15 protein-coding genes are annotated in these 12,963 nt (G+C 56.5%); 6 read left to right on the top strand and 9 right to left on the bottom strand.

All coding sequences use genetic code 11. The features are described from left to right. Positions 1 to 68: 68 nt before the first annotated feature. Positions 69 to 1,538: an alanine/glycine:cation symporter family protein gene (locus tag BLV48_RS11500; RefSeq protein ID WP_091826935.1), complete on the bottom strand. Its 1,470-nt coding sequence runs from the start codon at positions 1,536 to 1,538 to the stop codon at positions 69 to 71. Between the two features lie 177 nt (positions 1,539 to 1,715). Between BLV48_RS11500 and BLV48_RS11495 the strand changes: the two genes are divergently transcribed. Continuing rightward, positions 1,716 to 2,543 carry a helix-turn-helix transcriptional regulator gene (locus BLV48_RS11495; RefSeq protein ID WP_091826934.1) on the top strand — a complete coding sequence of 276 codons (828 nt, stop codon included), beginning with the start codon at positions 1,716 to 1,718 and terminating at the stop codon, positions 2,541 to 2,543. Between the two features lie 321 nt (positions 2,544 to 2,864). On the opposite strand, the gene tcdA is transcribed toward BLV48_RS11495, so the two are convergent. From tcdA to hda, 4 genes are read right to left on the bottom strand one after another with little or no spacing between them, the layout of a single operon-like run. Continuing rightward, entirely contained in the window at positions 2,865 to 3,662 is a 798-nt protein-coding gene (tcdA, locus tag BLV48_RS11490) for a tRNA cyclic N6-threonylcarbamoyladenosine(37) synthase TcdA (protein ID WP_175527653.1), read from the bottom strand. Continuing rightward, complete coding sequence (locus BLV48_RS11485; RefSeq protein WP_242530158.1) at positions 3,655 to 3,879, bottom strand: hypothetical protein; 225 nt, start codon at positions 3,877 to 3,879, stop codon at positions 3,655 to 3,657. Before BLV48_RS11485 ends, tcdA begins: the two co-directional genes overlap by 8 nt. Before the next feature lie 35 nt (positions 3,880 to 3,914). Beyond that, entirely contained in the window at positions 3,915 to 4,646 is a 732-nt protein-coding gene (locus tag BLV48_RS11480; RefSeq protein WP_254775027.1) for a TIGR01621 family pseudouridine synthase, read from the bottom strand. Further along, entirely contained in the window at positions 4,643 to 5,329 is a 687-nt protein-coding gene (gene hda / locus BLV48_RS11475; RefSeq protein WP_254775026.1) for a DnaA regulatory inactivator Hda, read from the bottom strand. Before hda ends, BLV48_RS11480 begins: the two co-directional genes overlap by 4 nt. A 183-nt stretch (positions 5,330 to 5,512) precedes the next feature. Here hda and purM point away from each other — a divergent pair, with 183 nt between their 5' ends. Genes purM through BLV48_RS11455 form a run of 4 tightly spaced genes read left to right on the top strand, consistent with a single transcriptional unit; the run spans position 5,513 to position 8,221 of the window. Continuing rightward, the gene (gene purM / locus BLV48_RS11470) at positions 5,513 to 6,568 is read left to right on the top strand and encodes a phosphoribosylformylglycinamidine cyclo-ligase (RefSeq protein WP_091826930.1); all 1,056 of its coding nucleotides are present in this window, start codon (positions 5,513 to 5,515) and stop codon (positions 6,566 to 6,568) included. A 2-nt stretch (positions 6,569 to 6,570) separates the two neighbouring features. Then, positions 6,571 to 7,218, top strand: a complete 648-nt coding sequence (purN, locus tag BLV48_RS11465; protein WP_091826929.1) for a phosphoribosylglycinamide formyltransferase — start codon at positions 6,571 to 6,573, stop codon at positions 7,216 to 7,218. Between the two features lie 14 nt (positions 7,219 to 7,232). Then, the gene (locus BLV48_RS11460; protein WP_091826928.1) at positions 7,233 to 7,943 is read left to right on the top strand and encodes a DUF3108 domain-containing protein; all 711 of its coding nucleotides are present in this window, start codon (positions 7,233 to 7,235) and stop codon (positions 7,941 to 7,943) included. Next, positions 7,940 to 8,221, top strand: coding sequence for a YfcL family protein (locus tag BLV48_RS11455; RefSeq protein ID WP_091826927.1), 282 nt, complete (start codon positions 7,940 to 7,942; stop codon positions 8,219 to 8,221). Before BLV48_RS11460 ends, BLV48_RS11455 begins: the two co-directional genes overlap by 4 nt. Here BLV48_RS11455 and BLV48_RS11450 read toward each other — a convergent pair. Both BLV48_RS11450 and rimO read right to left on the bottom strand, forming a co-directional pair. After that, positions 8,149 to 9,366: an EAL domain-containing protein gene (locus BLV48_RS11450; protein WP_091827029.1), complete on the bottom strand. Its 1,218-nt coding sequence runs from the start codon at positions 9,364 to 9,366 to the stop codon at positions 8,149 to 8,151. The genes BLV48_RS11455 and BLV48_RS11450 overlap by 73 nt on opposite strands. 101 nt (positions 9,367 to 9,467) lie before the next feature. Continuing rightward, entirely contained in the window at positions 9,468 to 10,799 is a 1,332-nt protein-coding gene (gene rimO, locus BLV48_RS11445; RefSeq protein ID WP_091826926.1) for a 30S ribosomal protein S12 methylthiotransferase RimO, read from the bottom strand. A gap of 184 nt (positions 10,800 to 10,983) precedes the next feature. Here rimO and BLV48_RS11440 point away from each other — a divergent pair, with 184 nt between their 5' ends. Continuing rightward, positions 10,984 to 11,577 (top strand): LysE family translocator, encoded by a 594-nt coding sequence (locus BLV48_RS11440; RefSeq protein ID WP_091826925.1) that lies wholly within the window; start codon positions 10,984 to 10,986, stop codon positions 11,575 to 11,577. On the opposite strand, the gene BLV48_RS11435 is transcribed toward BLV48_RS11440, so the two are convergent. Beyond that, positions 11,539 to 12,399: an AraC family transcriptional regulator gene (locus BLV48_RS11435; protein ID WP_091826924.1), complete on the bottom strand. Its 861-nt coding sequence runs from the start codon at positions 12,397 to 12,399 to the stop codon at positions 11,539 to 11,541. The two genes, BLV48_RS11440 and BLV48_RS11435, sit on opposite strands and share 39 nt — an antisense overlap. Before the next feature lie 56 nt (positions 12,400 to 12,455). Next, positions 12,456 to 12,947 (bottom strand): GNAT family N-acetyltransferase, encoded by a 492-nt coding sequence (locus BLV48_RS11430; RefSeq protein WP_091826923.1) that lies wholly within the window; start codon positions 12,945 to 12,947, stop codon positions 12,456 to 12,458. Positions 12,948 to 12,963 lie beyond the last annotated feature (16 nt).

The raw sequence follows: 12,963 nt of genomic DNA, 5'->3' as shown, positions 1-12,963 counted from the left end.
AGACCCTTGCAAACAGATTAAAAAGACCCCCGAGCTCGTCGTGAACCCGGGAGCAATTGGAGAAGCCCTTACCTGACAGTCTTGCCGGAAGCGGTTTCACGCGCCCTGATCCGTTCCAGATCTTCCGGCTCAATTTTCCAGGCGACCGGGTCCACATTCATGTCACGGAACTGGCTGACATCAAAAACCGGCTGCTCGATCCCCTCGCCGATCTGGCGATCGAAATCACGCAAAATGCGCAGACCTGGCTTGACCAGAAACAGCAGTGCAATCAGGTTAGCCAGCGCCAGTAGGCCCATGGTGACATCGGCAAAACCGAATACGGTACCCAAATCGGTGGTGGCGCCCCAGCACACGAGCCCAATGATCAGAACCCGGAATCCATTGAACAGGTTCTGGTTTTCAGTGCTGAAGAAATTAAGACTGTTTTCACCCAGATAGTAGTTGTAGAGCATGGTACTGAAGCCGAACAGCACCAGTGCGATGCTGACAAAGGCACGCCCCCAGTCACCGACATGATCCGCCAGTGCCGACTGTGTCAGCGCAACACCCTCAACCGCGACACCGCTGCCCGGCTCATACACTCCGCTGAGCAGAATGATAAATGCGGTTGCCGAACAGATAATCAGCGTGTCGATAAAGACTGAAAAAGACTGCACGATGCCCTGATTGGCCGGGTGCGGCACATAGGCCACGGCTGCCACGTTGGGTGCACTGCCAAGCCCGGCCTCGTTTGAAAACAGGCCACGCTTGACCCCCATCATGATCGCCGCACCAATGCCGCCACCGACTGCAGGTTCAAGGCCGAACGCACTTTTAACGATCAACATGAAAACATCAGGGATACGGTCAAAATTGAGGCCCAGCACGACAAACGCCACCAGCAGGTAGCCACCGGCCATGATCGGTACCAGCACTTCGGCGACTTTGGCGATACGCTTGACGCCACCGAAGATGATCATGCCCACCAGCATCGCCATGGCGATCCCGGTATAGAACACCGGCACACCAAAGGCGTCCCCTACCGAGGTTGCAACGGCATAAGATTGCAGCGCTGTGAAGCAGAAACCAAAGGTCACCAGCAGCAGTACGGAGTAAATAGCAGCCAGCCAGTTCCACTTTTTGCCCAGCCCACGGGAGATATAGTGCGCCGGGCCACCACGGTAGGTGCCATCCGGCTCGGCCTGCTTGTAGGTTTGCGCCAGCGTACATTCAAGAAAGCTGGTGGCCATGCCCATCAGACCAACCACCCACATCCAGAAAATGGCACCTGGGCCACCCAGTGTAATCGCCACGGCAACGCCTGCAATATTGCCACCACCCACGCGCCCGGCCACCGACAGCAGCAGCGCCTGAAACGAACTCAGGTAGCCATGTTTATCATGCTTGAACGCCTGACTGGCGCTCAGAATTCGGAACATGCGACCGAAATAGCGAAACTGGACAAAGCGGGAAACGACCGTAAAGCCAACACCGATAAGGATCAGCAGGCCGATCAGCACCTTGCCCCAGAGAAGCTCGTTGAGAAATTCCAACATCACTGCACTCCACTCTATTCTTGTTTTAGGACGGTGGGTCATTTAATCAATGATTCAGCACTGATAAAATTTGTCACTCTGACTACAGAATGGCGTATTTTGGCGCATATACAACACCAAAAAGTGCCAGCGCATTTTGGTGCACTGCCCACGACAAACCTTCAGGAGGTGACGCGATTGAACGAGGATCTGGCCCAGAACCTGCGCCTTCTGTGCAGCTATCACAAATCGATCGCCGAAGTCTGCCGCCGACTCGATATCAACCGTCCGCAGTTCAACCGCTACCTGGGCGGACGTTTCAAGCCCTCAGCGGGCACCCTGCGTCGTATCTGTGATTTCTTTGGTGTTGAGGTACATGAGATCATGCTGCCGCATGACCAGTTCCAGCGTCTGGTTCAGATACGACCCAGCGCCCTGCCACCCAGCGAACCTTCTGCTGATAACCTCAGCGCACACCTGGGCCACCTTTTCCGCAGCGGAAGCCACGGGCTGGAACGCTATGTTGGCTACTATTTCGAATATTACCTGTCGATGTCAGCGCCGGGAAAATTGATCCGTACGCTGGTCTGTATCGAGGAGCGAGATGGGCGCTACCTGTTTCAGCGCACCGAGCGGATGCAACCGGAGCCGGGCGAACCAGCCTGCCACAACCGCTACCAAGGGGCTGCCGTGATGCTCAGTGATCGTTTATTTCTGGTTGATTATGAAACGCTGAATCGACATGAGCTGACCCAGACAATCCTTTTCCCCAGTTTCCGTAACAGACTTACCCGGCTGACAGGACTGCGCATTGGCGTGTCTGATAACAGTGAACGCATGCCCTGCTGCACACGGGTGCTGTATGAGTATCTGGGCACCAGCATCAGAGTGCGCAAGGCGCTGGCGATGTGCGGACTGCTAGACCCCGGCAGTGATGAACTTGATCCAAGCATTCCTGCTGCAGTGCAAAACAATATAACAAATGAAGAGATGCATTTCCGGGCGAGACACCACACCGGCCGATAGCACTTTAACGCAATATCAGAGCATTATCATTGTGATATAAGGGCTTATATTTATTCCGCACTGCACAAAAATATTATTTATTATAATATTTTATTCTAAAAAAACTATTGTGCATTGCACAAAAAAGAGCCATATTGAATTTGTCCTGCATCGCAGGGCATCGCGAGAGTCGTTGCTCTTCCTCAGCTCTCGCATCCCATTTCCAACTCTGGCCGTTTTGAGTTGTTTGCACTTTGCCTGCCCCTCTTCAGATGAAGAGGGGTTTTTTTTGACTGAATTTCGAGAAACGTGACACGCAACGGCCACAAGAGGGGTTACATGTCAGACTGATTGCTCGCGGGCGGCACGTTCCTGCAGTTTTTTCAGCACCCGAGACACCGCCACAAAACCGAAAGTTGCGGTCACGACCGTGGTGGCTCCGAAACCACCGGCACAATCCAGTCGTGTGCCATTTTCCATCACGCTCTTCTGCTGACAGACACTGCCGTCCGGCTGCGGGTAACGCAGCTGCTCTTCTGAGTAGACACATTCAACGGCAAAGCGGCGCCCGCTGCTGCTGAAACGATAATGGCGCCGAAGGAAAGAGCGTACCTTGGCGGCCAGAGGATCGGTTTGGGTACGGGTCAGGTCGGCAACGCGAATCAGGGTCGGGTCGATCTGACCACCGGCACCGCCAATCGTGATCACCGGCACTTTTCGCCGCTTGCACCAGGCGATCACCGCAGCTTTGTCCTTCACGCTGTCGATGGCATCCACCACGTAGTTCAGATCGTCATGCAGCAACTCATCCAGATTGTCACGGGTCGCGAAGGCTTCTACTTCATGTACCAGACACTCCGGGTTGATATCTCGGATACGTTCCGCCATCACCGCCACCTTGGACTGGCCGACGGTGGAACTGAGGGCATGGATCTGACGGTTGGTATTGGTGACACACACATCATCCAGATCAATAAGCGTAATTTCGCCTATGCCGCTGCGCGCCAGTGCCTCCGCTACCCAGGAACCAACGCCCCCAATGCCAATAACCGCCACATGGGACCGCTGAAACAGTTCGAGCCCGTCCAGTCCATAGAGCCGGGCCGTACCACCAAAACGCTGCTGAGCCACATCACTCATCGTCGAACGCATCCTCGGTCAGTTCGGTCAGAACGGTGTCGCCGCACTGATTGCACTTGCCTTCAATAAAAACCAGCCCATAAAGCTCGTATTCCTCAGGGTCGGACATCCCCAGCCCCAACTGTTGGCAATTGTCGCACCAGGTATCGGTAAGGAAGAGTTGCTGTTCCTCAGAGTCACGGGCGTAAAAATCCCGCTGCACACGATTTTCGTTCATTTTTTGATCAGTCTTCATAAGAGGCGCATGATAAATCAGCCGGCAGTACCATGCCAGCGCAGAGCAAAAGGATCACGCCATTCACCCGCCAGCAGCGCTGCCATCTCGGGCAACCGGAACAGCTCACCCCGGTCAGGGTCAGCACAAAAGGCACAGGCCTTGTCTGCAAGGCTGAAGCTCAAATGCCAGGCATGCAGATAGCCGCGATCTGGCTGGACCACGCTCGGCTTCGCCGCATCCGCTTTTTCATGATAGATCGGATCGCCAATAATCGGAGCACCGATGCTTTTCAGGGCGACACGGATTTGATGTGTTTTGCCGGTGTAGGGACGACACAGAAAGGCGCGCAGGCCTGGCTTGAGCGATGCACTGTAGAACTCGGTACGCGCCCGGTTTTCGTCTGTACGCGTAAGCTTCCAGCTGCCGCGACGGCTGCGAACCATTCCACCCTCGATACGGCCCTGTTTTTTTCTCGGCTTGTGATCGCTCAGCGCCAAATAGAACTTACTGACTTTTTGTGCAGCAAAGGCCGCCGACAGCTCAGCGGCGACCGCAGCAGACAGCGCAAACACCACCAGCCCGGACGTCATGCGGTCCAGCCGGTGCACCGGCCAGACCGGTTGCCCCAACTCTTGTGCCAGCAGCATTGCCAGACCGGCTGCCTGATCATCCTTGTGCATGCTGATGCCCGGTGCCTTGTCGATAACGACAAAGCGGGCGTTGTGTTCAATGATGCGAAAGGCAGGCAGGGTCTCCGGCTGACTCACCAGTTCATGACCTGTTTGACGAAGGGTACGGTGATCTTGCGTTGCGCACTGAGTGAGGCCACGTCCAGCTTGTCCAATGTTACCAGCAGATGGGCCATGTTACGGCTGCCGTGATGCATCAGGTAGCGAATCACATCATCACCCAACTGCAAGCCACGGGCCTGAGCCCGTGCACGCAGAGCAACCACCTTGGTGTCGTCATCCAGAGGCTGGAGCTGAAATACCATGCCCCAGTTGAGGCGGGACTCAAGATCGGCCAATCGAATCCCCAGTTTTGCAGGCGGCAGGCTTGCCGCAATAATCAGCACATGGCCGTTGGCGCGCATCCGGTTATACAGATGGAACAACGCTTCTTCCCACTCAGGGTCACCGGCAACTTGCTCCAGGTTATCAATGCATACCAGATCCAGTTGATCAAAGTCTTCAAGCAGCTGAGGGCCATACTGTTTCAGCTCGGCCAGCGGCAGGTAAACGGCGCTGCGCTTGATCGGGTCGGAGGCATGGCAACAGGACTGCAACAGATGGGAGCAGCCCGTACCGGTATGTCCCCAGAGATAGAGATACTGCTCGCCAAAACCGGCCACCGATTTCTCCAGTGCAGCGCACACCAGTCCATTGCGGCCACAGACGAAGTTCTCGAAGCGGGCATCATCCCGCAGCGTTATTCCCAGAGGTAACTGCACAGGTGCAGCAGAACGGCTTTTCTCTTTTTGAATCACTGCAAGCGTCTTATGGTTCGCGATACCGAGGAAAAACATACGGCGTGTAAATGACGCGCGTAACTCTAACACAGAGCGCCCGCAACCTGATAAACTAGCGCAATAATTTTTTACCGTTATTTACCCGCTTTAAAGGTTGACTCACCCATGTCTACAGGTTCTGAAAAAACTTCCTTGAGCTACAAGGATGCCGGCGTTGATATTGATGCCGGAAACGCGCTTGTCGAGCGTATTAAAGGTGTCGCCAAACGCACTGCCCGTCCTGAGGTCATGGGTGGACTGGGTGGGTTCGGTGCCCTGTGCGAGCTGCCGGTCGGTTACAAACAGCCGGTACTGGTATCGGGTACCGATGGTGTCGGCACCAAGCTGCGCCTGGCGATGGACCTGAAAAAGCACGATACCATCGGCATCGATCTGGTGGCCATGTGTGTCAACGACCTGGTCGTGGCCGGCGCCGAGCCGCTGTTCTTCCTCGACTACTATGCCACTGGCCATCTGAATGTCGACATGGCCGCTGACGTTGTCACTGGCATTGGCGCCGGTTGCGAGCTGGCCGGTGCAGCACTGGTCGGCGGTGAAACCGCTGAAATGCCGGGCATGTATGAAGGCGACGACTACGACTTGGCCGGCTTCTGCGTGGGCGTGGTTGAAAAGTCCGAAATCATCGACGGCAGCAAAGTTCAGGTGGGTGATGCCCTGATCGGCCTTGCCTCTTCCGGCCCGCATTCAAACGGTTATTCCCTGATCCGCAAGATTCTGGAAGTGGCCAATGCCGATATGCAACAGCCAATGGGTGACAAGACCCTGGCCGACGCCCTGCTGGAACCAACCCGCATCTACGTCAAGTCTATCCTGAAGCTGATCCGCGAATCTCAGGTCAACGCCCTGTCACACATCACCGGTGGCGGCCTGCTGGAGAACATTCCGCGTGTACTGCCCGCTTCGGCCAAGGCCGTCATCGACATCGACTCATGGACCCTGCCGCCGGTATTCCAGTGGCTGCAGGCTGAAGGCAACGTGGATGCACGTGAAATGTACCGCACCTTCAACTGTGGTGTTGGCATGGTAATCGCTGTTCCCGCCGACAAGGCTGACGCGGCCATTGCACTGCTGCAGGCTGAAGGTGAAAGCGCATGGCTGATCGGCCAGATCGAAGCGGCCGCCGAAGGCGAAGAACAGGTTGAGCTGCGTCAGGGAGCCTGAACATGGCGTCCAAACGCATCGTTGTACTGATCTCCGGCAGCGGCTCCAACCTGCAGGCCATTCTCGATCAGACACGCACGGGACAGATTAACGGCAGCATCGTGGCGGTGATCAGCAACCGCCCCGATGCCTACGGCCTGACCCGGGCGGAGCAGGCAGGCGTCGATGCCCGCCTGCTCGACCACAAGCAGTTTGCCGACCGTGAATCCTTTGATCAGGCGCTGGTTGAGCTGATCGACAGCTACAGCCCCGACCTGGTGGTACTGGCCGGCTTCATGCGCATTCTGACACCCGAACTGGTCCGCCATTACCATGGCCGCCTGTTCAACATTCATCCCTCATTGCTGCCCAAATACAAGGGGCTGAATACGCACCAGCGTGCCCTGGACGCCGGCGATGAAGCGCACGGCTGCAGCGTTCACTTCGTCACCGAGGAGCTGGACGGAGGCCCCGTGATCGTACAGGCCAGCGTCCCGATTGCCGCGGATGAAACCGCTGACAGTCTGCAGCAGCGCGTACATGCACTGGAGCACAGGATCTACCCGCTGGCGGTGGAGTGGTTTTGTCTGAACCGGTTGGCACTGACCGATACCGGCGTTACGCTTGATGGGGAACCTCTTCCGATAACGGGTTTCCAATACGGCATCTGACCGATGGAGGCTGCATGACTCTTCAATTCAAGGCAGCATGGCTGTCAGCCCTGTTACTGCTGGGCACACCCGCTCTCGCCGACACCGACCCTCTGCCGCCATTCAAGGCAGTGTATACGACCGAGTTTGACCTTGGCATATCACTCAGCGGTGAAGCGGTGCGCGAGCTGCGGCAGGATACCGGTGGTCTCTGGCATTTCAGTTCAGAGGCCTCCGCCATGATGGCGGGCATCCGCGAAGCATCGTCCTTCAATTACCGCAGCGGCGAGATGATTCGCCCGCTTAAATACGATTACTACCGCAAGGTGCTCGGCAAAAGCCGTAGCGCACACATCGACTTTGACTGGCCCGCCGGTAAGGTCACAACCGTGGTAAAGGACAAACCCTGGAAAATGGTGATTGGCCCAGGTACGCAGGACAAGCTTAGCTATCAGCTGCAGATGCGGCTCGACCTGAAGGCCGGCCAGCAGAGCATGTCCTATCAAGTGGCGGATGGCGGCAAGCTGAAGACCTACGCCTTTGCGGTGACCGGTGAAGAAGAAGTCAAGACGCCCTACGGCACTTTCAATACGGTGCGTGTCATGCGAGACCGGGGCGAAGATGCCGACCGCGAAACCCTGATCTGGTTTGCACCGGAGCTGGACTATCTGATCGTACGTCTGCAGCAGACCGAATCCGATGGCAAAACCTACGCCCTGCTGCTGAAAAACCTGGAGACACCATGAGCGAAGCATTGATCAGCGCAACCGAGAACTGCCTTCTGGCACGCGAGCAATCCGCTCTGGACAAGCCTGACGAGCTGTTTTATTGCAGCTACCTGATCAGCCACTTGAATCTGGTTGCAGCCGAAATGCCAGAATCAGGCGAAGCCTTCCTGCACAACCTACAGGAAAGCCTCGACAATGCCTTCAGTGTTGATCAGCTCAGTGATCAGGACAAGTCCGGCATCAAGTCACTGTGGAACGAAGTCTGCGGCGAAATCGGATCACCGCTGGCCAGCTGATCCAGCACATCCACCAGCAGCACCCGCTGCTGGTCCAGTGCCAGCGTCAGGGTAAAGCAGCGCTGGTTGCCACTGATGTCCATATAGGGCGCCGAGCGCAGAATCCGCCGCTCATAATCCTCAGCCGCCACCAACTGATAGAACCAGGGGCGCCAGCTCCAGTTGTGACCAATCACCCGCACATCTTCGTGCCACTGGCCGTCTCGATATTCATAGTTGGGTGATACTTGTAGCCCCTGACGGTCACAGATGAAGCAGCGTAGAATCGCCGCATCCGGGCAGTAATGCTTGAGAGCCTCAACCCCCTCACCCGCCAGCAACAGATCACGCAACGCCAACAACTGGCTCTGCATGCCTTCCAGGTGCCACTGCCGCCGCGCAGACTGCTCGATCATCTGCTCCAGATAGCGCTGCAGCAACTGCTGTACCCGATCATAGCAGGCATCCGGTGCCAGAAAATCGGGCAGTGCCGGATCAAAAATAAAGCCCTGCACGTAACTGGCGTTACACTGCAGCGCGAGGAAAAACTCTTCCTCGGTTTCAACCCCTTCAAAAATCAGCTTGCTGCCCAAACGCGACGCCATGTCACCCAAAGTGTGCAACAGGGCACTTTCCTGGTGCCCGAATGCACTGTTTTTGAACATGCGCATGTCAATTTTGAGCAGATCCGGTGTAAAGGCCAACAGCCGATCCAGCTGCTGGAAACCGGTGCCAAAGTCATCCAGCGCCACCCTTACCCCTTCAGCACGGTACCGGCGAGCCAAGTGGTGAATGCGATCAATCCCACCGCCATGCTCTGTAATTTCGACAATCACACGGCTCAGGTCCACACCCGCCTCACGCATCATCTCCAGCGTTGGCAAGGGCTCCAGCGGATCAAGCGCATCAATCCATTCCGGCGACAGGTTGATGGTCAAATAGGTATCTTCCGGCGCGGACAGAAAGGCATTCAGCGCCTGGCGGCGTACATCACGGTCCAGCTGAAGGCGCTCCGCAGCCGGTAGCGTCGAGTCCTGAAACAAGGCACCCGCCGATACAACCCGACCCTGTTCATCCTTGCGTCTGGCCAGTACCTCATAACCTGCAACACGACCGGTGGCAATTTCCACGATCGGCTGAAACCAGGGAAAGAGTGAATACTGCATAATAACCTCGATAAACATGCGGGATGTGGCCTAACCCATAAGCAAAACCCGGGCCATCATATTACGCGCCCGGATTTGGCGTGGATCAGGGTAAAAAAAGCTCAGGGCTTGATGCGCTCGCCCCAAAGGTCGTGCTCATCTGCATCGGTTACGCGCACACGCACCCGGTCGCCCGGCTTCACGTTCACGTCATCGAGCAGATAGATCTGACCGTCGATTTCCGGTGCATCCGCCTGCGTACGCCCAATGGAGCCATCCAGACCGACTTCATCGATCAACACTTCAAGCTCGCGGCCAATCTTCTGTTGCAGCTTGCGCGCGCTGATGGCCACCTGCTTCTCCATGAAGCGCGCCAGACGCTCCTCTTTCACCTCTTCAGGTACAGCAGGGTGAATCGCATTGGCGGTCGCGCCCTCTACCGGTGAATAGGTGAAGCAGCCTACACGATCCAGCTGAGCCTCATCCAGGAAGTCGAGCAGGTACTCGAACTGCGCATCGGTCTCGCCCGGGAAGCCGACGATAAAGGTGGAGCGCAGCGTGATGTCGGGGCAGATGTCGCGCCAGGCATTGATGCGATCCAGCGTTTTCTCACTGGCGGCCGGACGCTTCATGGCACGTAGCACATCCGGATGCGCGTGCTGGAACGGGATGTCCAGATAGGGCAGGATCTTGCCCTCGGCCATCAGCGGAATCACATCATCCACGTGCGGATAGGGATAGACGTAGTGCAGACGCACCCAGGCGCCCAGATCACCCATCGCGTCGCACAGCTCTTTCATGCGGGTCTTGAGCGGACGCCCCTGCCAAAAGCCAGTACGGTATTTGGTATCTACGCCGTAGGCACTGGTGTCCTGCGACACCACCAACAGCTCCTGTACCCCGGCACTCACCAGACGCTCGGCCTCATCCATCACATCGCCCACCGGGCGCGATACCAGATCGCCGCGCAGTGAGGGAATGATGCAGAAGGTACAGCGGTGGTTACAGCCTTCCGATATTTTCAGGTAGGCATAATGACGCGGTGTCAGCTTGATCCCCTGAGGTGGCACCAGATCGATGAACGGCTCATGCTTGCGCTCGGGCTTGGGCAGGTACTGATGCACCGCGCCCACCACCTGCTCATACTGCTGCGGCCCGGTCACGGCCAGCACCTGCGGGTGGATATTGGTAATCTCATCCGCCTGCGCGCCCATGCATCCGGTCACGATCACCTTGCCGTTTTCGTTCAGGGCCTCGCCAATCGCTTCCAGGGATTCCGCTTTGGCTGCATCGATGAAGCCACAGGTGTTCACCACCACCAGATCCGCCTGATCATAGGAGGGCACCACCTCGTAACCATCGGAGCGCAACTGGGTGAGAATACGTTCGGAATCAACCAGCGCCTTGGGGCAGCCAAGGCTGACAAAACCAACTTTGGGTGTGTGTGCAGACATAGGGATCAACTGTTCAGGATTGAGCCTGAGGGCGAACGCCGACAGGGGTTAAGAAAGTCGAAATTATAGCGCAAAGCGGTGGAAGAATCCCTATCCCGATCGGCCCGAGCAGTGCAATTTTGTTCAATACGCCAAGCGGCATCTATCGCACACTCTGGTCGAACGCACTGGTAGAGAGACCGTAATGACACTCACATTGATTCTGCCCATGGCCGCCTTTGCGCTTGCCGCATCGATTTCACCGGGCCCTGTGAACCTGGTATGCCTGAGCAGCGGCACCCGCTACCCCATTTCCAGGGGTCTGATCTTTGTGACCGGTGCCACTCTGGGGTTTATAGCGCTATTTATGACCATTGGCCTGGGGCTTTATTCCGCGCTCCTGGCGCTACCGGGCGCTGCCACCTTGCTGCGCTGGGCCGGCATCGCCTTTCTGCTGTACCTCAGCATTCAGCTGTTTCGCGATAACGGCCAACTGCCGGAAGAACATGCCAGCAAGGCGCCGGGCTTTATGACCGGGGCCATCATGCAGTGGCTCAATCCGAAAGCATGGCTGGCCTCGGCGTCGGGCATCGGTGCCTACACCAGTGGTCAGGACGTGAGAGAAGTCTTCCTGTTCGCAGCTCTTTACCTGCCTATTTGCTGGCTGTCGTTAAGCTGTTGGGTCTACACCGGCGCCTATCTGCGCCGATTCATCCAGCGCCCCCGCACACTGGTCCTGATCAATCGAGCACTTGCCGTGCTACTTGCGGCCAGCTGCATCTATCTGCTGATCGACTGATCCTCGGCGGTATTGCTGTGGCGTTGCCGCCAGCAAACGCTTAAACGTACGCTGAAAATGTGGCTGATCTGCAAAGCCGGCATCCAGTGCGGCCTCGGCTATCGGCGCCCCCGTTTTCAACGCCTGCTGTGCATACTGAATGCGGCAGTTGATCAGATAGGCATGTGGCGTAAGACCAAAATGGCGCTTGAATGATCGAATCAGGTAACCGGCACTAAAGCCCGTACATTCACACAAGCTGTCGAGGGACACGTCGGCGGTTGCGGCATGCGCCTTGAGATAGTCGGCCACCGCTTGAAGATTGTCCGGGGCCTTGGGCTGCGGTGCAGCCGTATGGCCAGCGAGGCTTTGCATAAATCCCGTCAGATATTCAACAACGGCGGTCTGCTTCTCCAGCAACGCGCGGTCTGGATCAAGCAGGCATTGCGCCATCATGCAGTAGCCGTCATATATCTGCTGATGCGTCAGTGTTGCTGTCGGAATATCTTCCCAGACGGGCCGACCCAGCAAGCCGGCCTCGTGGCGCAACCGAGCCAACCAATCCGTATCAACATACAGCATCAGATAGCCCCATGGTTGATCATCGATTGGGTTGCAGGCATGCACCCACTCCGGATTCACGATAACCAGATCGCCCTCACCGACTCGATACTGCTCATCACGGTACAGAAACGTACTCTGCCCCCTCGTAATGGCACCCAAGGACCACTGCCTGTGGCTGTGAGGCGCATAACACACCTTTCTGCCCGCCTGCACTTTTCGCAGCTCAATGTATGACATGCGATTGTCTCGCCAGAAAACAGGCTTTTCTGAATCAGTCATATGCAATCAGGACTCCTGCCCTTACTCCTCAACCACTATGCCAAATGGCAGACACATCAAACAGCTTCAAGATTCTTTTGCCAAAAAACGGCACTCCCCGCCTTGGGGTCCAGCTCGTAACCGGAGAAGCCAAACTTCTCATAGGCTGATTTGGCCACGGTATTGTTACTGAGTACCTCCAGGGTGATTTTGCAACACCCCTTCTCTTTCGCCACTGCCTCAACTTTCTCCAGAAGCCTTTGGCTCAAGCCCATGCCTCGGTACTCACCGAGTACACAAATATCATGGATATTGATCAGCGGCTTGCAGGCAAAGGTTGAGAACCCCTCAAAGCAGTTCACCAGACCGGCCGGCTTGTCATTCACATAAGCCAGTATACTGAACGCATGGGGTATGGCAGACAACGCCGGCACCAGGTTGCACATCACATCATCCTTCAGGGGCTCGCCGCCACCCATCGGATCGCAGGCATAGACATTCAGCAGAAACGGGATGTCCAACTGGTGTCGACTGTTCTCGTAATCAGCCCGTACAACTTCAATATTCATTTTCCATCCTGTTTGT

It is taken from the genome of Marinobacterium iners DSM 11526 (assembly GCF_900107855.1).
Classification (GTDB): Bacteria; Pseudomonadota; Gammaproteobacteria; order Pseudomonadales; family Balneatricaceae; genus Marinobacterium; species Marinobacterium iners.
This window is presented reverse-complemented; position numbering and strand designations above follow the sequence as displayed.

Excerpts from the sequence above, each read along its gene's own strand:
- BLV48_RS11500 (WP_091826935.1), bottom strand. The coding sequence starts at position 1,538 with ATGTTGGAATTTCTCAACGAGCTTCTCTGGGGCAAGGTGCTGATCGGC.
- tcdA (WP_175527653.1), bottom strand. The coding sequence starts at position 3,662 with ATGAGTGATGTGGCTCAGCAGCGTTTTGGTGGTACGGCCCGGCTCTAT.
- BLV48_RS11485 (WP_242530158.1), bottom strand. The coding sequence starts at position 3,879 with ATGAACGAAAATCGTGTGCAGCGGGATTTTTACGCCCGTGACTCTGAG.
- purM (WP_091826930.1), top strand. The coding sequence starts at position 5,513 with ATGTCTACAGGTTCTGAAAAAACTTCCTTGAGCTACAAGGATGCCGGC.
- purN (WP_091826929.1), top strand. The coding sequence starts at position 6,571 with ATGGCGTCCAAACGCATCGTTGTACTGATCTCCGGCAGCGGCTCCAAC.
- BLV48_RS11460 (WP_091826928.1), top strand. The coding sequence starts at position 7,233 with ATGACTCTTCAATTCAAGGCAGCATGGCTGTCAGCCCTGTTACTGCTG.
- BLV48_RS11455 (WP_091826927.1), top strand. The coding sequence starts at position 7,940 with ATGAGCGAAGCATTGATCAGCGCAACCGAGAACTGCCTTCTGGCACGC.
- BLV48_RS11450 (WP_091827029.1), bottom strand. The coding sequence starts at position 9,366 with ATGCAGTATTCACTCTTTCCCTGGTTTCAGCCGATCGTGGAAATTGCC.
- rimO (WP_091826926.1), bottom strand. The coding sequence starts at position 10,799 with ATGTCTGCACACACACCCAAAGTTGGTTTTGTCAGCCTTGGCTGCCCC.
- BLV48_RS11440 (WP_091826925.1), top strand. The coding sequence starts at position 10,984 with ATGACACTCACATTGATTCTGCCCATGGCCGCCTTTGCGCTTGCCGCA.
- BLV48_RS11435 (WP_091826924.1), bottom strand. The coding sequence starts at position 12,399 with ATGACTGATTCAGAAAAGCCTGTTTTCTGGCGAGACAATCGCATGTCA.
- BLV48_RS11430 (WP_091826923.1), bottom strand. The coding sequence starts at position 12,947 with ATGAATATTGAAGTTGTACGGGCTGATTACGAGAACAGTCGACACCAG.